The following is a 20,317-nucleotide window of genomic DNA, read 5'->3' on the forward strand; positions in this document are numbered from 1 at the left end:
GTCGGGCGGTGGTGGTCGGGCGGTGGTGGTCGGGTGGTCACAGGGGCCAGGGGGGCTCCGGCAGCGGCGCCCAGCTCGGCGACGGCGGCGCGAGCAGCACCACCGCCACGACCGCCGCGACGACGACGAGGACCAGCACGGCCAGCAGCGCCCGGAAGCCGGCCGTCGGTGTGAGCACGTCGACGGCCGCGCGGGCGCCCTCGCGCGCGGGCAGGGTCGTCGGCGTGAGCCAGGCCACGCCCAGGGCCGCGGCCGCCGCGCCCCACAGGACCACCGGCGCGGTGAGGCGCGGGTCCCCCACCGAGATCCCGACCCACCAGGCGGCGGCGCCGGCGAGGAGGCCGAGCACGAGGCCGGGCACGACGGAGAGGAGCCCGCGCAGGAGGTGCCAGGGCACCCCGGCGAGCATCCGGGCGTCGTCGCCGGGCCGCGGGCCGCGGCGCAGCCGGGCGGTGCGGCGCGAGCGCCCGGCCCATCCGGCGGTGGCGGAGAGGACGAGCGCGACGGCCGCGACGAGGACGAAGACACCGGGGTAGGAGGTCGCGATGGCGGCCACGCCCAGCCCGACGACGCCGACGAGCAGGCTGCGCCGCCGCGGCGGCACGGCCCACCGGGGAACGGCGGGCGGGCCCTCCGGGGTCCAGGTGCCGCCCTCCGGCGGCGCCCACCGCTGGTGAGCCGGGGGCGCGCCGGGGCCGACCGGGCCCGGCCGGACCTGCGGCTCAGGCGCGGCCCCCCGCCAGGCCTGCTGCTCGGCGGGCCGGCCCGGCCCGTCCTCCCGTCGCGGCGCCGGCGAGATGCCCGGGGGGTACACGGGCGCGGTCGCCGGCTCCGCGGCGCGGGGCAGGGCGCGGGTGGCCGGCCCGGACCCGGCGGCGTCCGGCAGCGTCCGGGTGCGCCACGCCTCGGGGTCACCGGGGGCGGCGTCGCCCGGACCGCTCCGCGGATCGTCGTGGCCGCTCCGCGGCGCGGCCAGGACGCGGGTCAGCGCGGTCGACCCCCGCCCGTCGAGGGCGGCCAGGACGTCGTCGGGGCCGAGCCGGTCCGCGGGCCGCGCGGCGAGGGCCGCCGTGAGGGCGCGGGCGGTGCCGTCGGGCAGCCCGGCGGTGTCCACCTGACCGGTGGCGACCCGGGCGAGCACGGCGTCGGTCGGGCCCCGGCCGAAGGGGGGCCGGCCCGTCGCGGCGAAGACCAGCACCGCCGCCCACCCCCACCAGTCGCACCCGGGCCCGGGCTCCGCACCGGCGATGATCTCGGGGTCGAGGTAGCCCGGGGTGCCCGTCACCATCCCGGTCTGGGTGAGGCGGGCGTCGTCGGCGACCTGCGCGATGCCGAAGTCGATGACGACCGGCCCGGTGTCGCTCATCATGACGTTGCCCGGCTTGAGGTCGCGGTGGACCACCCCGACCGCGTGGATCGAGCGCAGGGCGTCGGCCAGGCCGTGCGCGAGGACCGAGAGCTCCTCGGCGTCGAAGGGGCCGTCGTGCGCGACGTCCTCCTCGAGGGTGGGCCCCTCGACGAGCTCGGTGACGACGAACGCCTCGGCGTCCTCCACCTCGGCGTCCAGGACCCTCGCCACCCCGGCGTCCCGCACCCGGTGGAGGAGGGCGACCTCACGCGCCAGTCGCCGGCGCGCCTGCGGGTCGGCGCCGATGTGGGGGTGCAGGAGCTTGATCGCCACGTGCCGGCCCTCGCCGTCCACGGCCTCGTGGACGGTGCCCATCCCGCCGGCGCCGAGCGTGCGCACGAGCCGGTAGCCGCCCACCGTGCGCCCGGAGGCCTGCGCCGTCATGGGTCCAACGTACCCAGCCGGCCCGTGCGGCCGGTCCGTCACCGGCCGGCCGGGCACCCGCTGCGCCCGGCCGCGCGCGGCACGGGCCCTCGCCCCACCGGGCACGTCACCACGGGCACGGATACGGTGGGTCGGAAGTCGACCAGGGAGCTGTGAGTCACCAATGCCGGCCGGAGAGCATGAGTTCGTCGTCGTCGCGAACCGACTGCCCGTGGACATCACCGTCGAGCCGGACGGTGGGCTGCGCACCGAGCGCTCGCCGGGCGGTCTCGTCACGGCCCTGGCGCCGATCATGCGCAAGAACGACGGCGCCTGGGTGGGCTGGTCGGGCCAGCCGGACTTCACGCACGAGCCGTTCGACGCCGAGGGCATGCGCCTGTGGCCGGTGCCGCTGAGCGAGCGTGAGGTCGCCGAGTACTACGAGGGCTTCTCCAACGCCACCCTCTGGCCGCTCTACCACGACGTCATCGTGGCGCCGGAGTACCACCGCAACTGGTGGAACGCGTACGTCTCGATCAACCGGCGCTTCGCCGCCGCCGCGGCCGAGGCCGCCGCCCCGGGCGGGACGGTGTGGGTGCACGACTACCAGCTCCAGCTCGTCCCGTCGGTGCTGCGGCTGCTGCGCCCGGACGTCAAGATCGGGTTCTTCAACCACATCCCGTTCCCGCCGGTCGAGATCTTCGCCCAGCTGCCCTGGCGGCGCCAGGTGGTCGAGGGCCTCCTCGGGGCCGACCTCGTGGGCTTCCAGCGGCCGGGCGACGCCTCGAACTTCCTCCGCGCCGTCCGCCGGCTCACCGACCTGCAGGTCCGCGGCCCGCAGGTGACCATCCCCGGCCGCTGGTCGCGCCCGGACCGCCAGGTGCGGGCCCAGGCCTTCCCGATCTCCATCGACGCCGCCTCCTTCGACGAGCTCGCGCGCACGCCCGAGGTGCTCGCCCGCGCCGAGGAGATCCGCAGGAACCTCGGCAGCCCGGAGGTCCTGCTCCTGGGTGTGGACCGGCTCGACTACACCAAGGGGATCCGCCACCGGCTCAAGGCCTTCGGCGAGCTCCTCGAGGACGGGCAGCTGCGGGTGCCCGAGGCGGCCATGGTCCAGGTGGCCAGCCCGTCCCGGGAGCGGGTGGAGCAGTATCGCCAGCTGCGCGACGAGGTCGAGGTGACGGTCGGGCGCATCAACGGCGACTTCGGCACCCTGGGGCGCGCCGCCGTGCACTACCTCCACCACTCCTACCCGATGGAGGAGATGGCCGCCCTGTACCGGGCCGCCGACGTCATGCTCGTCACCTCCCTGCGCGACGGCATGAACCTCGTCGCCAAGGAGTACGTCGCGGCCCGCTCGGACCTCGGCGGGGCGCTGGTCCTCAGCGAGTTCACCGGCGCCGCCGACGAGCTCGCCCAGGCCCTGCTCATCAACCCGCACGACATCGACGGCACCAAGGCCACCGTCATGCGCGCCATCGGCATGGACCCCCGCGAGGGCCGCCGCCGCATGCGCAGCCTGCGCCGGCGCGTGCTCGAGCACGACGTCCAGCGGTGGGCCGACGACTTCCTCGGCTACCTCGCCATGACCGCCCCCACGGAGACCCAGTGACCACCGAGCCCGCCCCCACCCCCGACCGCCCGGACCGCGACGTCCCCCACGGTGAGCGCGCCCCCGACGACGCCGGCGTGCCGGGCCCGGGCGTGGACGCGCCGCTGTTCACCGCCCACCTCGAGGAGGGGCTCGACGCCGCGCTGCGCGACCTCGCCGGCGCCGGCCGGCTCCTCGTGGCCCTGGACTTCGACGGCGTGCTCGCCCCGATCGTCCTCGACCCGACGGCGTCGCGGATCCTGCCGGTCTCCGCGCGGGCGCTGGCCGACCTCGCCGTCCTCGACGGCGTCGACGTCGTCCTCGTCTCCGGCCGCAACGCCGCGGACCTCGCCACGCTCGCCGACGTCCCCGACGGCACCCGGGTCATCGGCAGCCACGGCGCCGAGCTCGGCCGGGTCACGCTCACCCCGGACGGGCGCCGCGGGGTGGACGCCGAGGCCCTGAGCCTGAGCGAGGAGCAGGCCGCGCTGCGCGCCGAGCTGTTGCGCGAGACCGAGGAGCTGGCCGCCGCGGTGGAGGGCGCCTGGGTCCAGGCCAAGCCCGCCGCCGTCGTCCTGCACACCCGCCCCGCCGCCCCGGAGGCCGGCGCCGAGCTCACCCGGCGGGTCCTGGCCGGGCCGGCCGCCCGCGACGGCGTCCACGTCGTCGTGGGCAAGGAGGTCGTCGAGATGGCCGTCCTCGCGGTGACCAAGGGTGACGCCGTGACCACGCTGCGCTCCGACGTCGGCGCGGACGCCGTGCTGTACGCCGGGGACGACACCACCGACGAGGACGCCTTCGCCGTCCTGACCGGCGACGACGTCGGGATCAAGGTCGGTGACGGCGAGACCCTGGCCGGCTGGCGAGTGGCCGACCCGGAGGAGTTCTCCGCCGTCCTCGTCCGCCTGGTGGAGCTGCGTCAAGAGACCTCCGTCACGCGTTCGTAACAAACCTGTGCAAGGATGACCCCAGCGACGGCCCCTTCCCGGGGGCCGCCCGCTGTGTCAGTGCGGACACGCTCTCGGCACCCTCCACAACGGATCGTCCGGCACGTACCTGCCGGTGAAGGGATGTACATCACCATGGCCTCAGTCACCTTCGACAAAGCCACCCGCATCTACCCCGGCGGCGAGCGCCCCGCGGTGGACGCCCTCGACCTGGAGATCGCCGACGGCGAGTTCCTCGTCCTCGTCGGGCCCTCCGGCTGCGGCAAGTCCACGTCGCTGCGCATGCTCGCCGGCCTCGAGGACGTCAACGCCGGCCGCATCTTCATCGGTGACCGTGACGTCACCGACGTCCAGCCCAAGGACCGGGACATCGCCATGGTGTTCCAGAACTACGCGCTGTACCCGCACATGTCCGTCGCGGACAACATGGGCTTCGCCCTGAAGATCGCCGGCACCCCCAAGGCCGAGATCGAGACCCGCGTCAAGGAGGCGGCGAAGATCCTCGACCTCACCGAGTACCTCCAGCGCAAGCCCAAGGCGCTCTCCGGCGGCCAGCGTCAGCGTGTGGCGATGGGCCGCGCGATCGTCCGCCAGCCGCGCGTGTTCCTCATGGACGAGCCGCTGTCGAACCTCGACGCCAAGCTCCGCGTCCAGACCCGTACGCAGATCGCCTCGCTCCAGCGCCGCCTGGGCGTCACGACGGTCTACGTCACCCACGACCAGACCGAGGCCCTGACCATGGGCGACCGCATCGCGGTGCTCAAGGACGGCGTCCTGCAGCAGGTCGGCACCCCGGCGCAGATGTACGACACCCCGGCGAACGTCTTCGTCGCGGGCTTCATCGGCTCCCCGGCGATGAACCTGGGTGACTTCCACATCGAGAACGGCCACGCCGTCCTCGGCGAGGCCAACGTCCCGCTGACCCGCACCACGCTCGACGCCCTCACCTCCGAGGACAACGGCAAGGTCGTCCTCGGGTTCCGGCCCGAGTCCCTCGACCGGGCGTCGGCCGCGGGCCAGGGCACCATCCCGGTCACGGTCAACATCGTCGAGCACCTCGGTTCCGACGCGTTCGTCTACGGCGAGCTCGCCGGGTCCAAGGAGCTCAAGGAGCACCTGGGCTCGGGCGAGGACTCCAGCCAGATCATCGTCCGCATCGACCCCCGGGACGTCCCGGCCAAGGGCGAGACGATCCACGTGAGCATCCGTGAGGGCGAGCAGCACGTGTTCTCCTCCGCGACGGGCAAGCGCCTGCCGCAGTGACGTCCGGCCCGTAGGGCCGCACGTCGTTCGAACCCCGCACGGGGCGGGTCCAGCAGGACCCGCCCCGTGCGTTCGTGTCGGGCACGTCACACCACCGTCGCGCCCGCACCCCGCGCGACGACCGGACCACCTGGGAGGATGGCCGCATGGCCCAGGAGCTCCAGATCACCGCCGCCTCGGTGGAGCCCGCGCTGCTCGACCTGCCCTGGGACGTCCCGCTCGAGGAGTGGCCCGGCGAGGTCCTCGCCGCACTCCCCCGGGGCCTCTCGCGTCACGTGGTGCGGTTCGTCAAGCTCGGCGGACGGATCATCGCCGTCAAGGAGATCGGTGAGACGGTCGCCTACCACGAGTACGAGCAGCTCCGGGCGCTGGGCCGCCTCGGTGCCCCCTCCGTCCAGCCCCTCGCGGTCATCACCGGACGGCGCGACCACAGCGGGGAGGATCTCAACTCCGCCCTGGTCACCGAGCACCTGCAGTACTCGCTGCCCTACCGCGCGCTCTTCAGCCAGTACATGCGTCCCGAGACGGCGGACCGGCTCATCGACGCCCTCTCCGTCCTCCTCGTGCGCATGCACCTGCTGGGCTTCTACTGGGGCGACGTCTCGCTCTCGAACACCCTCTTCCGCCGTGACGCCGGTGCGTTCGCCGCCTACCTCGTCGACGCCGAGACGGGCGAGCTCCACCCCACGCTCACCCCGGGGCAGCGCGCCTACGACCTCGACCTCGCCCGGACCAACATCATCGGCGAGCTCATGGACCTCCAGGCCGGCGAGGTCCTCGACGAGGACGTCGACACCATCGCCGTGGGCAACCAGATCGTCGAGCGCTACGAGTCGCTGTGGGCCGAGCTGACCCGCAAGGAGTCCTTCGAGTCCGGCGACCGCTGGCGCGTGACCCGCCGGATCAACCGCCTCAACGACCTCGGCTTCGACGTGGGCGAGCTGACCATCACCACCGACATCGACGGCACCACGGTCTCGATCCAGCCCAAGGTCGTCGACGCCGGTCACTACCACCGTCAGATCATGCGGCTCACGGGCCTGGACGTTCAGGAGAACCAGGCCCGGCGCATGCTCAACGACCTCGAGTCCTACCGGGCGCTGACCGACCGGCAGAACGACGACGCCGTCGTCGTCGCCCACGACTGGCTCGCCGAGGTGTTCGAGCCCACCGTGCGCGCCGTGCCCCGCGAGCTGCGACGCAAGCTCGAGCCCGCCGAGATCTTCCACGAGCTGCTCGAGCACCGCTGGTTCATGTCCCAGCGCGAGCGGCGTGACGTGCCGACCGCCGAGGCCGTGCAGGACTACGTCGAGACGGTGCTGCGCCACCGCCCCGACGAGCGCTCGTTCCTCCACCACGGCGGCATCGCCGACGAGGCCACGGAGTAGGACGGTGCGGCGGGCGGGGCCCGGCCGTCCCGGCGAGCACCGTCGCACCCGGGGGCCAGGTCCGGCCGGGGGCCCGCGTGCTCGACGGTCCGGCACCAGCCGGCGCGGGCGTCGGGGCCGGCACCAGCCGGCGCAGGCGTCGGGCTCAGCCGTCCTGACGGCCGGGACCGCCGGGCGGCAGGAACCGGCCCTCGGGCGTGGTGTGGCGCGAGACCCAGCGGGCGGCGGCGAGCTCGGCCGCGGCGTCGACGAGCATCCACGCACCGACGGCCGCACCGACACGGCGGGTCCGCCCGGCGCTGCGCAGCGCCGTCGTCAGCGCCGCCGCCCCGATGAGCGCCTCGGTGGCCGTGGCACCCCGCATCACCCACGGCCGGTCCACGGCGATGCCGCGGTAGGTGCGCCAGAACGCCGGGACGGCGCCGTAGCCACGGGTCTCCAGGGCGACGGTCTCGCCGATGGCGTGCGCGATGCCGCGGGGCTCGTAGACCCGCGCGCCCGGCACCGCGAGCGGCGTGAGCCGGCCGTGGAGCACGTCGTCGGCCTCCTGCGGGAGGCCCAGCGCCCGCGCCAGCCGGCTGAGGCCGTCGGTGCGGTCCAGGAGTGCGTCGCGCACCGCGGTGCGGTCGAGGTCGGGCAGCGCGTCGGCGAGCGCGGTCGCCATGCCGCCGGCACCGAGGACGTCCTCGGCGAAGGTCGCGGCGGCCTTGCCGTCGGCGTCCCCGACGAGCCCGAGCGGGCGCCAGCCGGGCACCCACCGCCACGTCCGTGGCTGGGCCGGGGCGGGGCGGGTGACAACGACGGAGGGCTCGCCGTCCTGCACGTCGAGCTCGACCACCGGCAGCGCGTGGCGCCCCCAGCCGCCCACGCCGAGCGGCCGCTCGGCGAGCACCAGGCGGCGGTCGCCGCGGTCGAGCACGGCCACGGGGACGCCGAGGTCCTCGGTCCAGAACGGCACCTCACGAAGGGGCATCGCAGTGACGGCGGCGACGCGCACGTGCTCGGCGTCGTCGTCGGCCGCGCGCCGCCGGCCCCGGCGGCCGCGCCGGGTCACGGGCTCGGCGCCCGGCTGCGCCTCGTCCGGGCCGGCGTCAGGCGTCTCGTCGGTGTCCGTCCTATCGGTGTCCGTCTCGTCGGCGAGGTCGGTCCCCGCGACGTCCCCGGCGGGGCCGATGCCGGTCCCTTCCGCACCGAGGTCCTCGCCGTCGGCCTCGAGCTCGTCCAGGTCGTCGACGTAGACCTCGCCGCCCGCCCACACGTCGCCGACGGCGACCTCGGTACCGCTCGCGGCGGCCAGGTCGTCGACGAACCGGAACAGCGGTGGGCCGGGGACGACCTCGCCGCCCTCGACCACGGCCACGCGGCGGGTGCGGCCGGTGACGGCCAGGACCACCCCGAGCGCGTCCGGGGACTCCTCCCGGACCAGCGCGACGGCCTTCGTCTCGCGCAGCGCCTCCTCGAGGGCGGCATGGTCGACGGCGTCGCCGTAGAGCCCGCCGCTGTGGACGGTCCAGGTGACGGTCTCGCTCACGTGCTCACTCCTTCTCGGCCGTGGGGTGCGCCGGTGGTCAGGCCACCGGCGGGGTCGCGGCACGGCGCCGCGACACCTCGTACAGGGCGATCCCGGTGGCCACGGCGGCGTTGAGGGACTCCACCTGCGCGGCGATCGGGATCGAGGCGACGACGTCGCAGGTCTGGCGCACGAGGCGGGACAGGCCCTTGCCCTCCGAACCCGTGACGAGCACGAGCGGGCCGTCGGCCAGCTCGAGGTCACCCACGGCGGTGGGCCCGTCGCCGTCGAGCCCGACGACGAAGCACCCGGCGTCCTTGAGGTCGGTCAGGGCCCGGACGAGGTTCGTCGCCCGGGCGACCGGCACCCGGGCGGCCGCGCCCGCCGAGACCTTCCACGCCGTGGCGTTGACCCCGGCGGAGCGCCGCTCGGGCAGCAGGACGCCGTCGGCGCCGAAGGCACCGGCGCTGCGCAGGACGGCACCGAGGTTGTGCGGGTCGGTGACCGAGTCCAGGGCGACGATGAGCGGCGGGTGGCCGGCGCGCTCGGCCCGCGCGAGCAGGTCCTCCACGTCCCGGTAGGCGTAGGCGGGCACCTCGATGACGACGCCCTGGTGCACGGCGCCCTCGGTGAGGTTGTCCAGGTCGGAGCGCGAGACCTCGACGAGCGGGGCGCCGAGGGCCGTGGCCGTGCGGACCACCTCCGCCACACGCTCGTCGCTGGCCATGTTGCCCGCGAGGAAGACCTTCGCCAGGGGGATGCCCGACCGCACGGCCTCGGTGACGGGGTTGCGCCCGGCGATGAGCTCGTGGTCCGAGCCCACCCGCAGCGCCTCGCGGACCTTCGCGGCGACCGTCGCGCTGCGTGCGGCGTCGCGCCCGGCCTGGCCCGCCCGCGCGGGTGCCTTGGCCTCCGCACGCTCGACGGCCGCCTTGCGCTTGGCGGCGGGGTGGTGCGGGCGCTCGGTGGCCTTGGGCGTGGGGCCCTTGCCCTCCAGGGCCCGGCGGCGCTGGCCGCCGGAGCCGACGACCTGCCCCTTCTTCGAGCCCGGCTTGCGGACGGCGCCGCGGCGCTGGGAGTTCCCGGCCATCAGTTCTTTCCCTTCAGCTGCCAGCGTGCGCCGGCGTTGGAGTCCTCGACGACGATGCCCGCGGCGGCCAGCTGGTCGCGCAGGGCGTCCGCCCGGGCCCAGTCCTTCGCCTGGCGGGCCTCGACCCGCTCGGCCAGGACGGTGGAGACGAGGGCGTCGAGGGCCTCGTGCTCGGCGGAGCCGGCGGCCCCGGCGCCGGTGCGCCACGGCTCGGCCAGCGGGTCCAGGCCGAGGACGTCGAGCATCCCCCGGACGCTGAGCTGGGCACCGCGCGCGGCGGCGTGGTCGTCCTCGGCGAGGGCGGTGTTGCCGGCCCGCAGGTGCTCGTGCACCACCGCCATGGCGGCGGCGAGGTTGAGGTCGTCGTCCATCGCCTCGACGAACGATGCGGGGAGCTCGGCGCGGCCCAGGGCCGCGACCTCCTCGGCGGGGACCTCCCCCACGGTCTCCACGGACCGGGTGACGAACCCGGAGAACCGCTCCCACGCCGTCGCCGCCTCGGCGAGGGTGACCTCGGAGAACTCGACCGTGGAGCGGTGGTGGACCGTCCCGATGGCGTAGCGCAGGACGACGGCGGGGGTGTGCTCGAGGAGGGCGGACACGACGAGGGAGTTGCCGAGCGACTTGCTCATCTTCTCCCCGCCGATGGTCACCCAGGCGTGGTGGACCCAGTACCGGGCGAAGCCGTACCCCGCGCCGTGGGACTGGGCCTGCTCGTTCTCGTGGTGGGGGAAGCGCAGGTCGATCCCGCCGCCGTGGATGTCGAAGGTCTGCCCGAGGTAGCGCTGGGACATGGCCGAGCACTCCAGGTGCCAGCCCGGCCGGCCGCGGCCGTAGGGCGTGGGCCAGGCCGCGGTGGCCGGCTCGCCGGGGCGGGGTGCCTTCCACAGGGCGAAGTCGCGCGGGTCACGCTTGTCGGGCTCGGCGTCGCCGTCCTCGGTGGGCGTGAGGTTCTCCAGCGTCTGCCGGGTGAGCGAGCCGTACTCCGGCAGGGAGCGCACGTCGAAGTACACGTTCCCCGTCTCACCGGTGTACGCGTGACCGCGCTCGACGAGCCGGTCGATGAGCTCGACCATCTCGGTGACGTGGCCCGTGGCCCGGGGCTCGTAGGTGGGCCGGGCGACGCCGAGGGCGTCGTAGGCAGCGGTGAACTCCTGCTCGAACCGGTACGCCCAGGCCCACCAGGGCACGCCGGCCTCGGCGGACTTCGCGAGGATCTTGTCGTCGATGTCGGTGACGTTGCGGACCAGGGTCACGTCGAGCCCGCCGCGGCGCAGCCAGCGGGCGAGGACGTCGAACGCGATCGAGGAGCGCATGTGGCCGATGTGGGGCGAGCCCTGGACCGTCGCGCCGCACAGGTAGATGCCCACCGACCCCGGCTCGACGGGTTCGAAGGGGCGCACCGACCGGGTGGCGGAGTCGTACAGGCGCAGGCTCACCCGCCCAGGCTACCGGCGCGCCCTGCCACGTGCCGTTTCCCCGGTCGGCGCCCGGGAGCGCGGCCGGGCCGCTACGGTGCGCTCGTGACGAACGCATCCGAACCCCCGCCCGAGGCCGCGGCGGCGGCGGTCTCCCCCGGTCTCGTGGTTCCCGAGCTCGCGAGCGAGCCCGCACCACGGCGCACGATCGCCGCGTGGAGCCTGTGGGACCTCGGCTCAAACGCCTTCAACACCGTCATCCTGTCGTTCGTCTTCTCGGTCTACGTCACCCAGGCGGTCGCCGCGGACCCCGAGAACGGCCAGCAGGTCTACTCCAACGCCCAGACGGTGGCGGGTCTGGGGGTGGCGCTGCTCGCTCCGCTCATGGGTGCCTGGGCGGACCGGGTGCGCAACCGCCGGCTCATGCTCACCGTGGCGACCCTCGCCGTCGTCACGACCATGGCGCTGATGTGGTTCGTCCGGCCGGAGAACTCCTACCTCCTGCTCGGGGTGAGTCTCATCGCGCTGGCCTCGGTCATCGCGGAGATCGCCGGGGTGTTCTACAACGGCATGCTCCTGCAGATCTCGACGGCCGGGACGATCGGTCGCATCTCGGGAACCGCGTGGGCGCTGGGCTACGTGGGCGGCGTCATCGCGCTGGTCGTCGCGCTGTTCGGGTTCATCCTCGACGGCGGGATGCTCGGCATCCCCACCGAGGACGCCGCCAACGCCCGCGCCGTCGCCCTGCTGTGCGCGGCCTGGTTCCTGGTCTTCTCGATCCCCGTGATGATCTGGGGCCCGAAGGAGGTCCCGGACGCCGCGCGGGTGCGTGAGCCGTTCCGTCCCGCGCAGGCCTACCGCGACATCGCGACCAGGGTGGTGCGGATGTGGCGGCAGGAGCGCCCGCTCCTGCACTTCCTCGTGGCCTCCGCGGTCTACCGCGACGGGCTCTCCGCCGTGTTCTCCTTCGCCGGCGTCATCGCCGCCACCTCCTACGGGATGGACACCGTGCAGGTGGCGATCTTCGGCATCGCGGCCAACGTCGTCGCCGCGGCCGGGACGTGGGTCTTCGGCAAGGTGGACGACCGGGTCGGGCCGCGCCCGGTGATCGTGTGGTCGCTCGCGGCGATGATCGGCTTCGGCCTCGTGATCGTGGCGGTCGACTCGACCGCGGTGTTCTGGGTGTTCGGGATGGCCATCGCCGCGCTGGTCGGGCCGGTGCAGTCGGCCTCGCGCACCCTCCTCGCCCGCGTCGTGCCCCCGCACGAGGCGAACGAGACCTTCGGTCTCTACGCCACCGCCGGCCGGGCCGTCAGCTTCATCTCCCCCGCGCTCATCGCCATCTTCACCGCCGTGGCGGGAGCGCGGATGGGCCTGCTCGGCATCATCCTCACCCTCGCCATCGGGCTGGCCGCGATCTGGCCGCTGCGCATCCCGGGCGTCACCTCGAAGAGCTGACGAGCCTCGACTCAGGCGCCTGGCTCCCGCGCGGAGAGCACGAGCGCCGTGGCGACGGCGGCGACGCCCTCGCCCCGGCCGGTGAACCCGAGGCCGTCGGTGGTGGTGGCACTCAGGCTCACCGGGGCGCCGACCGCGCGAGCCATGGCCGCCTCGGCCTCGGCGCGGCGCGGGCCCACCTTGGGGCGCAGCCCGACCACCTGGACCGCCACGTTGCCGATGTCGAAGCCGGCCTCCCGGACCCGGCGGGCGGCCTCGGCGAGGAGGCGCTCGCCCGCGGCGCCGGCCCACTCGGGGTCCGCGGTGCCGAACTGGCTGCCGAGGTCACCCAGGCCGGCTGCGGAGAACAGGGCGTCGCACGCGGCGTGGGCGGCGACGTCGGCGTCCGAGTGCCCCTCGAGACCCACCTCGTCGGGCCACCGCAGGCAGGCCAGGTGCATCTCCCGCCCCGAGCCGGGCTCGGCGAAGGCGTGGACGTCGGTCCCGATCCCGGTGCGCGGCAGCATGGTCGAAACCGTAGCGCCAGCCGCCGGCTCCCTCACCGCGCGGACCGCAGCGGCGCCACCGCGGGCTCGGCGCGACGTCATGCTGGTGCCGGCTCGATGTCACGCTGTTGCTGCTCTGCGCCGAGGAATTTCCGCCACACCGTCACATCGCTGCCGCAACAACGTCACATCGCCCTGGGCACCACACTCCAGCGCTGCCGACACGACACCGCTCCCGGCCCAACGCGTGACGTCGACCCGTCCGCGCCAGGCCCGAGCGCTCAGCCGCGGTCGGACAGCAGCAGCTCCGCGATGGCCAGGTCGTGCGGTGTCGTGATCTTGAGGGCTCGCTCGTCGCCAGGGACCACCCACACCTGTTCGCCGAGCGCCTCGACGAGGCCGGCGTCGTCCGAGGCAGCCGCGGCCTCGTCGCCGGCCCTCGACGCCCCCGCGACGTGCGCGGCCTCGAGCAGCGAGCGGTCGAACCCCTGCGGGGTCTGGACGGCCCGCAGGCTCGCACGGTCCACCGTGGCGGTGACCGGCTCGGCGCCCGTGGCGTCGGCCGGCCCCACCCGCTTGACCGTGTCCGTGACGGGCAGCGCCGGCACGACCGCGCGGTGGCCGCCGCGGACCGCGGCCTCGACCGCCCGGACCGTCCCCGGCGGGGTGAGGCACCGCGCGGCGTCGTGGACCAGGACGACGTCGACCTCGGCGGGCAGCGCCGCCAGTCCGGCGGCGACCGAGGCCTGGCGGGTGGCGCCCCCGGGGACGACCGCGACCGCCAGGGTGGTGCCCGGGACGTGACCACCGGGGAAGAGCGCAGCGAAGGCACCGAGCTCGGCCGCGGGGACGGTCACGACGAGCGCGTCGAGGCAGCCCGCCTCGGCGAGGCCCCGTGCTGCCCGCAGGACGAGCGGGACGCCCCCGAGCTCGACCAGCGCCTTCGGCACACGCGCGCCGAGCCGGGTCCCGGAGCCGGCGGCCGTGAGGACGGCGGCGCTGCCCCGCCGGCTCACGGCGACATCACCCTGCACGGGAGGCACCGACGGGTCAGCGACGACGACCGGCGCGGGCGGAGCGGCTCAGGACGCGAGGACGTCGTCGAGGATGGCCTCGGCCTTGTCCTCGCCGGTCTTCTCGGCGAGCGCGAGCTCGGAGACGAGGATCTGGCGGGCCTTGGCCAGCATGCGCTTCTCGCCGGCGGAGAGGCCACGGTCGGTGTCGCGGCGGGACAGGTCGCGCACGACCTCGGCGACCTTGATGACGTCGCCGGAGGCGATCTTCTCCACGTTCGCCTTGTACCGGCGCGACCAGTTGGTGGGCTCCTCGGTGTACGGCGCGCGCAGCACGTCGAAGACCTTCTCGAGCCCCTCCTTGCCGACGACGTCCCGCACACCGACGAGGTCGACGTTCTCCGCCGGCACCTGGATCGTCAGGTCGCCCTGGGCGACCCGGAGGTGGAGGTAGAGCTTCTCCTCCCCGCGGATGATGCGGGTCGAGATCTCCTCGATGAGAGCGGCGCCATGGTGCGGGTAGACAACGGTCTCGCCGACAGCGAAGGTCATTTCGTGGTGCTCCCTAAGTCGTGAGTAAGGCTATTCTAACACGCCGAAATGGCGAGATTCCGCGGCTCTCGAGGGGACCTGACGGGCGGCTCCCGGCCCGGGCCGCCCCCGGAGGTGACGGATCGTCACGAAGGACTGGCGCTCTCCGGTAATCTCGCGGTGGGCGAGCGCCGCGCTCCACCTCGCCCCGCACCCGAAGAAGGAGATCTCGTGGCCCGCACCGCCCCTCGCGCCCGCACGGTCGCCGTCGCCTCCGCCGCCGCGACGCTCACGCTCGCGGGGTGCTCGGTCGCCAACCCCATCACCACCGCCGTCCCCTACGCCCCCAGCGACGGGGTGCGGGTGGAGGTCACCGACGGCGTCGTGGTGGAGAACCTCATGATCCTCGCCGAGGGCGAGGGCGAGGAGGGCCTCGTCATCGGCTCGGTGGTCAACCGCTCCCGCGAGGACGTCGAGGTCACCCTCAGCCTGGGCGAGGGCGGCGGCGAGGTGCCGGTCGAGGTCGCCGCCGGCGAGAGCGTGAGCCTGGGTGAGGCCGGGCTGTCCGTCGCCTCCCTCGAGGTGCCGCCGGGTGCGGTGCTCCCGTCCTCGGTCTCCACCGACGTCGGCGGCGCGGTCGAGGTTCCGGTGCCGGTCCTGGACGGCACGGTCCCGCCCTACGACGACGTCCTCGACCAGGGCTGACCTGGCCGCCGCCCGCTGTCGCGGGTGCCGCTAGGCCGGGGCGCTGACGAGCTTGTACCCGAGCCCGCGGACGGTCTGCAGCATGGCCGGGCGGGAGGGGTCCTCCTCGATCTTGGCCCGTACCCGCTTGACGTGGACGTCGAGCGTCTTGGTGTCGCCGACGTAGTCCGCGCCCCAGATCCGGTCGATGAGCTGACCGCGGGTGAGGACCCGGTCGGGGTTGCGCAGGAACAGCTCGAGCAGCTCGAACTCCCGCAGCGGCATGGCGACCGGGTCGCCGTCGACCTGGAGCTCGTGGCGGTCCACGTCCATCCGCACACGGCCGACGGTGAGGACCGGGGGCTCGCCGAGGTCGTCGTCCCCGGCGGTGCGGCGCAGCACCGCGTGGACCCGCGCGAGGAGCTCGCGGTAGGAGTAGGGCTTCGTCACGTAGTCGTCGGCGCCGAGCTCGAGCCCGACCACCTTGTCGATCTCGCTGTCCTTGGCCGTGAGCATGATGACCGGGACCTTGCCGTGCTGGCGCAGCTGCCGGCACACCTCCGTCCCCGACATCCCGGGGAGCATGAGGTCGAGCAGCACGAGGTCGATCCCGCCGCGCTCGTAGGCCGCCACCGCCTCGAGCCCGTCGGCCACCGGGACGACCTCGAACCCGTCCCGCTCCAGCTTGTAGGTCAGCGGCTCGCGGTAGGACTGCTCGTCCTCCACCAGCAGGATCGTCGTCATCGGCGTGCTTCCTTCCTGCCGCGCCGGCGCGCGGCGCGTGTCTCGTCGTCGCCGCCGTCGACCTCGTCGCGCGGGGTGGTGCCCTGCCCGGCCGGGCCGGTGCCGCGGGCCGGGACGGCGGCATCGTCACGGTCGTCGGCGTCCTCGGTCCCGCCGGCCTCATCCGGGCTCTCGCCGGGCTCGATCGCCTCGGGCAGGACGAGGGTGAAGGTCGAGCCGCGGCCCTCGGCGGACCACAGCTCGACCCGGCCGCCGTGGTCGCTGGCGATGTGCTTGACGATGCTCAGTCCCAGCCCGGAGCCGCCCGTCTCGCGCGAGCGCGCCTCGTCGAGGCGGTAGAACCGCTCGAACACCCGCTCGCGCTGGTCCACGGGAATGCCCGTGCCCTGGTCGACGACGGCGATGCGCACCAGGGCGTCGTGCCGGGACACCCCCACCGACACCCGGGACTGCGCCGGGGAGTACCGGATGGCGTTGTCGAGGAGGTTGCGCACCGCGGTGGTGAGCAGGGACGCGTCGCCGTAGACCTTCAGCCCGGTTGTCCCGCCGACGACGACGGACACGCGGCGGTCCCGTGCGGCGACGCGGACCCGGTCCACCGCCTCCGTGACGACGTCGTCGACGTGGACGAGCTCCGGCTCGACGAGCGCGTCCGGCTCCTGGAGCCGGGAGAGCTCGATGATCTCCTGGACGAGGGCCGCCAGACGACGGGACTCCTTGCCCATCTGGCCGGCGAAGTGGCGTACGGTGCCGGGGTCGTCCGCGCTGTCCGCGACGGTCTCGGCGAGCAGCGAGATGGCACCGACGGGGGTCTTGAGCTCGTGGGAGACGTTGGCGACGAAGTCACGACGCATCTCCTCGACGCGGCGGGCGGCGGTGCGGTCCTCGACCAGCACGAGCACCCGGCCGGCCTTGAGGGGGGCGACGCGCACCTGCATCCGCAACGTGCCGGCACCCTCGACGGTGCTGCGCGGCAGGGTCAGCTCGGTGTCGCGGATCTGCCCGTCCCGGCGCAGGCCCTCGACGAGCGCCCTCAGCTCGGCGGGGACGAGGGCGTCGTTGCGCACGAGGCCGAAGCTGTAGGCGGCCGGCGAGGCCCGCAGCACCTCGTCGTCGGGCTCGAGGACGATGACGCTCTGGGGCAGCACGCTCAGCACCGAGACGACGTCGTCGTCGACGGTCCCGTCGTCGGAACGCCCGGGACCGCGCTGCTCGCGCTCGCTCAGGCGGAACGCGAGAACCCCGACGGCGCCGACGAGCACCCCCAGGAGGGCCACCCCCACGAGCTGCCAGATCTGGTCCACGCCGTGAGCGTACGGCCCGCCGGACGTCTTCACCGAGACCGCCCCGGCAGGCCGCCGGCCGTTCACCCGCGCGCCACCGGGTGTACACCCAGGATGGCTTGACTACGGTAGGAAGCAGAGCAACGGCACGAACCGGTCACGAGCCGACGGCTGGACCGCACACCTGGAGGAAGCCATGCGCGAGATGTTCACCCACGAGCTGGAGGCCTTGCGCGACGACCTGGTCAAGATGGCGAACCACGTCGCCGTCGCGATCGAGAAGGCGACGTCCGCCCTCGACAACGCCGACCTCCTCGTCGCCGAGGAGGTCATCGACGCCGACCGCCGGATCGACGGCATGGAGCGCGCCCTGGACGACCAGGGCATCTCGGTCCTCGCCCGCCAGCAGCCGGTCGCCACCGACCTGCGCGTGGTCGTCTCGGGGCTGCGCCTGTCCGCCACGATCGAGCGGATGGGCGACCTCGCCCGCCACGTCGCCTACGTCGCCCGGGGCCGCTACCCGCAGACGGCGCTCGACGGCCCCATGCGCGACCTGGTCTCGGAGATGGGCTCCCAGGCGGTCAAGGTGGCCCAGCGGGTGACCCAGCTGCTGGAGAACCGGGACCTCGACCTCGCCGCCGAGATCGAGCGGGAGGACGACGTCCTCGACGAGCTGCACCGCCGCTCGTTCGAGATCGTCCTGGACGAGTCGGTGCCCATGACCCGCCAGCAGGTGGTCGACGCCGTCCTGCTCGGTCGTTACCTCGAGCGGTTCGGCGACCACGCCGTCTCGGTCGCGCGGCGCGTGTCCTATCTCGTCACCGGTGACACCGTGTTCGAGACCGACCACAAGGACGGCGAGACGGACGCCCACCGCGACTGACCGGAGCCGGCACCGTCAGGAAGGCGCCCTGGCACGCCGGTCAGGATCGCCGCCCACCAGGTCGGAGCACGCGAGAGCCCCCGCACCACCAGGTGCGGGGGCTCTGCCGTGTCAGGGGCGCGCCGGTCGGCTCACTTGCCCTGGTTGGCGACGGCCTTGATGGCCTCGGCGGCGGCGTCGGGGTCCAGGTAGGTCCCGCCCTTGGTGACGGGGGTGAGGTGCTCGTCCAGCTCGTAGACCAGCGGGATGCCGGTCGGGACGTTGAGCCCGGCGATCGTCTCGTCGTCGATGCCGTCGAGGTGCTTGATGATCGCGCGCAGCGAGTTGCCGTGCGCCGCGACGAGAACGGTCTTCCCGGCCTTGAGGTCGGGCACGATCTCGGCGTCCCAGTACGGCAGCGCCCGCTCGAGGACGTCCTTGAGGCACTCGCTGCGCGGGATGGGCTCGCCGGCGTAGCGGGGCTCGGCGTCCTGGGAGTACTGCGACCCGAGCTCGATCTCCGGCGGCGGGACGTCGTAGGAGCGGCGCCAGAGCATGAACTGCTCCTCGCCGTACTCCTCGCGGATCTCCTTCTTGTTCTTGCCCTGCAGGGCGCCGTAGTGACGCTCGTTGAGGCGCCAGTCGCGCTTGACGGGGATCCAGTGCAGGTCGGCGACGTCGAGGGCGTAGTAGGCCGTCGAGATCGCGCGGCGCAGCAGCGACGTGTGGAGGATGTCCGGGGACACCCCCGCCTCCTTGAGCAGCTCGCCGCCACGCTTGGCCTCGGCGACGCCCTTCTCGGACAGCGGCACGTCCACCCAGCCGGTGAACAGGTTCTTGGCGTTCCACTCGCTCTCGCCGTGGCGGAGCAGTACCAGGGTGTAGGTCATGGCGGCCATTCTTCCATCCCCGACCACGGGCGGCCCGGGGACCCAGGTCACGAGGTGAGGGACCTCACTCACCGGCCTCTCACGCAGACCGGCCGGCCCCCGTGAGGGAGCCGGCCGGGTACAGGCGTCCGGAGGACGTCCTGCGTCGGGGAGACCTCAGTTGGTCGCCTTCTCGTAGGCCTCGCGGATCTCGGCCGAGATCCGGCCACGCTCGGAGACCTCGTACCCGTTGTCACGGGCCCAGTCGCGGATCTTCCCCGCGTCGGAGCCGGACGAGGCGCGGCCCGCGCCGGCCTGTGCCCCGCGCTTGGCGGGCGCCTTGCGGCCGCCGGCGCGGCGGGCGTGCCCGATCCACTCGGCGAAGGACTCACGAAGCGCGTTCGCGTGCTCGTCGGTGAGGTCGATCTCGTACGAGACGCCGTCGAGCGCGAACGTCACCGTCTCGCTCGCCGACGAACCGTCGATGTCGTCGACCAGAGTCACCTGAACCTTTTGCGCCATGTTTCTCGATTCTTTCTCTCGTCATTCCGGTGCGAGCCGGAGTGAGTACCCCCTGCGGTGGAACGGGACCGGTCCACCCACCGAGAACACTAATTGGCGGCAACGTCATTGTCACGCCAACCACGGAGAAGTTGTGGAGAAGCTATCCGTCCCTTCCGTCGGGACGCTTCGCCGCCTCGCGGTCCATCCGTTCCAGCGCCGCGCGCTCATTCCGGTCGGCGTTGACCATGGCGCGAATGACGACGAAGAAGAGAATTCCGGTGCCCACGGACGGGATGAGCGCGAGGAGGTGGTCCACACCTGGAGTCTACGTGCCGGGGCCGGGCCACGCCGCGGGGGTGCGGAGGGGGCGGCCCACGGAGGGGGCGTGGCGGTGAGGGGCCCCGGCCAGGCACGACGTGCGCACGTCTGGTCCGCGGCGGTCGCAGCGGCGCACGCAGCGTGCGATCGGTAGGCGGCCGCCTCGGCGCGAGAGGCATCGACGGTGGGTCATCCGGTTGTGCGCTCGTCGATTTCCACGCATGGTCAGATCTCGTGGGTCGTTCGTCCGGTCGGATATCAGAACTGCTCCGTCCACAAAACGATGTGATGCAGTCCTCAGAAATGGGGTCGGGAACTGCCCCGACCCGAGGGGGCGACACCCCGTGGGCGTCGCGGCGAAATTTCCGAAACCGCCAGCGGGAAATACCTGGGGTGGCATTGGGCTGCACCGGCCGGCCCCGCCCGTCGTGCGGCGACGAACCGCCCGGGCCGGACCAGGAAAACGTTCAGGCCCACCCCGCGCCGGGGTGGGCCTGAACAACCGGAGCCGCCTGTGGGAATCGAACCCACGACCTATTCATTACGAGTGAATCGCTCTGCCGACTGAGCTAAGGCGGCGCGCCCGCC

At 73.8% G+C, this 20,317-nt stretch carries 19 protein-coding genes and 1 tRNA gene; 7 read left to right on the forward strand and 13 right to left on the reverse strand.

Annotated features, from left to right (window positions below):
- Window positions 1-37: 37 nt before the first annotated feature.
- The gene (locus AAEM63_RS17060) at window positions 38-1,792 is read right to left on the reverse strand and encodes a protein kinase (RefSeq protein WP_341359415.1); all 1,755 of its coding nucleotides are present in this window, start codon (window positions 1,790-1,792) and stop codon (window positions 38-40) included.
- 163 nt (window positions 1,793-1,955) lie between these two features.
- Here AAEM63_RS17060 and AAEM63_RS17065 point away from each other — a divergent pair, with 163 nt between their 5' ends.
- From AAEM63_RS17065 to AAEM63_RS17080, 4 genes are all read left to right on the forward strand, one after another.
- A complete protein-coding gene (locus AAEM63_RS17065; protein WP_123915128.1) occupies window positions 1,956-3,383 on the forward strand; it encodes a trehalose-6-phosphate synthase in 1,428 nt (475 codons plus the stop codon).
- Entirely contained in the window at window positions 3,380-4,309 is a 930-nt protein-coding gene (gene otsB, locus AAEM63_RS17070; protein WP_341359416.1) for a trehalose-phosphatase, read from the forward strand. Before AAEM63_RS17065 ends, otsB begins: the two co-directional genes overlap by 4 nt.
- A 135-nt stretch (window positions 4,310-4,444) precedes the next feature.
- On the forward strand, window positions 4,445-5,572 hold the full coding sequence (gene ugpC, locus AAEM63_RS17075; protein ID WP_341359417.1) for a sn-glycerol-3-phosphate ABC transporter ATP-binding protein UgpC: 1,128 nt from the start codon (window positions 4,445-4,447) through the stop codon (window positions 5,570-5,572).
- Between the two features lie 146 nt (window positions 5,573-5,718).
- Entirely contained in the window at window positions 5,719-6,960 is a 1,242-nt protein-coding gene (locus AAEM63_RS17080; RefSeq protein WP_341359418.1) for a DUF4032 domain-containing protein, read from the forward strand.
- A 145-nt stretch (window positions 6,961-7,105) separates the two neighbouring features.
- Here the strand turns inward: AAEM63_RS17080 and AAEM63_RS17085 are convergent, their stop codons facing one another.
- Genes AAEM63_RS17085 through cysS form a run of 3 tightly spaced genes read right to left on the reverse strand, consistent with a single transcriptional unit; the run spans window position 7,106 to window position 10,999 of the window.
- Window positions 7,106-8,491 carry a hypothetical protein gene (locus AAEM63_RS17085; RefSeq protein WP_341359419.1) on the reverse strand — a complete coding sequence of 462 codons (1,386 nt, stop codon included), beginning with the start codon at window positions 8,489-8,491 and terminating at the stop codon, window positions 7,106-7,108.
- Window positions 8,492-8,528: 37 nt separating this feature from the next.
- Window positions 8,529-9,560: a 23S rRNA (guanosine(2251)-2'-O)-methyltransferase RlmB gene (rlmB, locus tag AAEM63_RS17090; protein WP_123915137.1), complete on the reverse strand. Its 1,032-nt coding sequence runs from the start codon at window positions 9,558-9,560 to the stop codon at window positions 8,529-8,531.
- A complete protein-coding gene (gene cysS, locus AAEM63_RS17095; protein ID WP_341359420.1) occupies window positions 9,560-10,999 on the reverse strand; it encodes a cysteine--tRNA ligase in 1,440 nt (479 codons plus the stop codon). Before cysS ends, rlmB begins: the two co-directional genes overlap by 1 nt.
- 84 nt (window positions 11,000-11,083) lie before the next feature.
- On the opposite strand from cysS, the gene AAEM63_RS17100 reads away from it, so the two are divergent.
- Window positions 11,084-12,436, forward strand: a complete 1,353-nt coding sequence (locus AAEM63_RS17100; protein WP_341359421.1) for an MFS transporter — start codon at window positions 11,084-11,086, stop codon at window positions 12,434-12,436.
- Between the two features lie 11 nt (window positions 12,437-12,447).
- Here the strand turns inward: AAEM63_RS17100 and ispF are convergent, their stop codons facing one another.
- From ispF to AAEM63_RS17115, 3 genes are all read right to left on the reverse strand, one after another.
- Window positions 12,448-12,942: a 2-C-methyl-D-erythritol 2,4-cyclodiphosphate synthase gene (gene ispF / locus AAEM63_RS17105; protein ID WP_341359422.1), complete on the reverse strand. Its 495-nt coding sequence runs from the start codon at window positions 12,940-12,942 to the stop codon at window positions 12,448-12,450.
- Between the two features lie 260 nt (window positions 12,943-13,202).
- Window positions 13,203-13,937 carry a 2-C-methyl-D-erythritol 4-phosphate cytidylyltransferase gene (ispD, locus tag AAEM63_RS17110; RefSeq protein WP_123915146.1) on the reverse strand — a complete coding sequence of 245 codons (735 nt, stop codon included), beginning with the start codon at window positions 13,935-13,937 and terminating at the stop codon, window positions 13,203-13,205.
- A gap of 66 nt (window positions 13,938-14,003) precedes the next feature.
- Window positions 14,004-14,486: a CarD family transcriptional regulator gene (locus AAEM63_RS17115; RefSeq protein WP_123915148.1), complete on the reverse strand. Its 483-nt coding sequence runs from the start codon at window positions 14,484-14,486 to the stop codon at window positions 14,004-14,006.
- A 210-nt stretch (window positions 14,487-14,696) separates the two neighbouring features.
- On the opposite strand from AAEM63_RS17115, the gene AAEM63_RS17120 reads away from it, so the two are divergent.
- Entirely contained in the window at window positions 14,697-15,170 is a 474-nt protein-coding gene (locus tag AAEM63_RS17120; RefSeq protein WP_123915151.1) for a hypothetical protein, read from the forward strand.
- 30 nt (window positions 15,171-15,200) lie between these two features.
- On the opposite strand, the gene AAEM63_RS17125 is transcribed toward AAEM63_RS17120, so the two are convergent.
- Both AAEM63_RS17125 and AAEM63_RS17130 read right to left on the reverse strand, forming a co-directional pair.
- Window positions 15,201-15,893, reverse strand: a complete 693-nt coding sequence (locus AAEM63_RS17125) for a response regulator transcription factor (protein ID WP_341359423.1) — start codon at window positions 15,891-15,893, stop codon at window positions 15,201-15,203.
- Entirely contained in the window at window positions 15,890-17,197 is a 1,308-nt protein-coding gene (locus AAEM63_RS17130) for an ATP-binding protein (RefSeq protein WP_341359424.1), read from the reverse strand. Before AAEM63_RS17130 ends, AAEM63_RS17125 begins: the two co-directional genes overlap by 4 nt.
- Window positions 17,198-17,372: 175 nt before the next feature.
- On the opposite strand from AAEM63_RS17130, the gene phoU reads away from it, so the two are divergent.
- A complete protein-coding gene (gene phoU / locus AAEM63_RS17135; RefSeq protein WP_123915160.1) occupies window positions 17,373-18,059 on the forward strand; it encodes a phosphate signaling complex protein PhoU in 687 nt (228 codons plus the stop codon).
- Between the two features lie 131 nt (window positions 18,060-18,190).
- On the opposite strand, the gene AAEM63_RS17140 is transcribed toward phoU, so the two are convergent.
- From AAEM63_RS17140 to AAEM63_RS17155, 4 genes are all read right to left on the reverse strand, one after another.
- Window positions 18,191-18,928 (reverse strand): phosphoglyceromutase, encoded by a 738-nt coding sequence (locus AAEM63_RS17140; protein ID WP_341359425.1) that lies wholly within the window; start codon window positions 18,926-18,928, stop codon window positions 18,191-18,193.
- Between the two features lie 156 nt (window positions 18,929-19,084).
- Window positions 19,085-19,429 carry an Lsr2 family protein gene (locus tag AAEM63_RS17145; protein WP_123915166.1) on the reverse strand — a complete coding sequence of 115 codons (345 nt, stop codon included), beginning with the start codon at window positions 19,427-19,429 and terminating at the stop codon, window positions 19,085-19,087.
- A gap of 142 nt (window positions 19,430-19,571) precedes the next feature.
- Window positions 19,572-19,727 carry a hypothetical protein gene (locus AAEM63_RS17150; protein WP_341359426.1) on the reverse strand — a complete coding sequence of 52 codons (156 nt, stop codon included), beginning with the start codon at window positions 19,725-19,727 and terminating at the stop codon, window positions 19,572-19,574.
- Window positions 19,728-20,235: 508 nt separating this feature from the next.
- Window positions 20,236-20,308 (reverse strand) — tRNA-Thr (locus AAEM63_RS17155).
- Window positions 20,309-20,317 lie beyond the last annotated feature (9 nt).

The sequence above is a fragment of the Georgenia sp. M64 genome, assembly GCF_038049925.1.
In the GTDB taxonomy this organism is placed as follows: Bacteria; Actinomycetota; Actinomycetes; order Actinomycetales; family Actinomycetaceae; genus Georgenia.

What these genes read in the sequence shown, in the direction of transcription:
- AAEM63_RS17060 (WP_341359415.1), bottom strand. Translation starts at nt 1,792, where the DNA reads ATGACGGCGCAGGCCTCCGGGCGCACGGTGGGCGGCTACCGGCTCGTG.
- AAEM63_RS17065 (WP_123915128.1), top strand. Translation starts at nt 1,956, where the DNA reads ATGCCGGCCGGAGAGCATGAGTTCGTCGTCGTCGCGAACCGACTGCCC.
- ugpC (WP_341359417.1), top strand. Translation starts at nt 4,445, where the DNA reads ATGGCCTCAGTCACCTTCGACAAAGCCACCCGCATCTACCCCGGCGGC.
- AAEM63_RS17080 (WP_341359418.1), top strand. Translation starts at nt 5,719, where the DNA reads ATGGCCCAGGAGCTCCAGATCACCGCCGCCTCGGTGGAGCCCGCGCTG.
- rlmB (WP_123915137.1), bottom strand. Translation starts at nt 9,560, where the DNA reads ATGGCCGGGAACTCCCAGCGCCGCGGCGCCGTCCGCAAGCCGGGCTCG.
- ispF (WP_341359422.1), bottom strand. Translation starts at nt 12,942, where the DNA reads ATGCTGCCGCGCACCGGGATCGGGACCGACGTCCACGCCTTCGCCGAG.
- AAEM63_RS17115 (WP_123915148.1), bottom strand. Translation starts at nt 14,486, where the DNA reads ATGACCTTCGCTGTCGGCGAGACCGTTGTCTACCCGCACCATGGCGCC.
- AAEM63_RS17125 (WP_341359423.1), bottom strand. Translation starts at nt 15,893, where the DNA reads ATGACGACGATCCTGCTGGTGGAGGACGAGCAGTCCTACCGCGAGCCG.
- phoU (WP_123915160.1), top strand. Translation starts at nt 17,373, where the DNA reads ATGCGCGAGATGTTCACCCACGAGCTGGAGGCCTTGCGCGACGACCTG.
- AAEM63_RS17140 (WP_341359425.1), bottom strand. Translation starts at nt 18,928, where the DNA reads ATGACCTACACCCTGGTACTGCTCCGCCACGGCGAGAGCGAGTGGAAC.
- AAEM63_RS17145 (WP_123915166.1), bottom strand. Translation starts at nt 19,429, where the DNA reads ATGGCGCAAAAGGTTCAGGTGACTCTGGTCGACGACATCGACGGTTCG.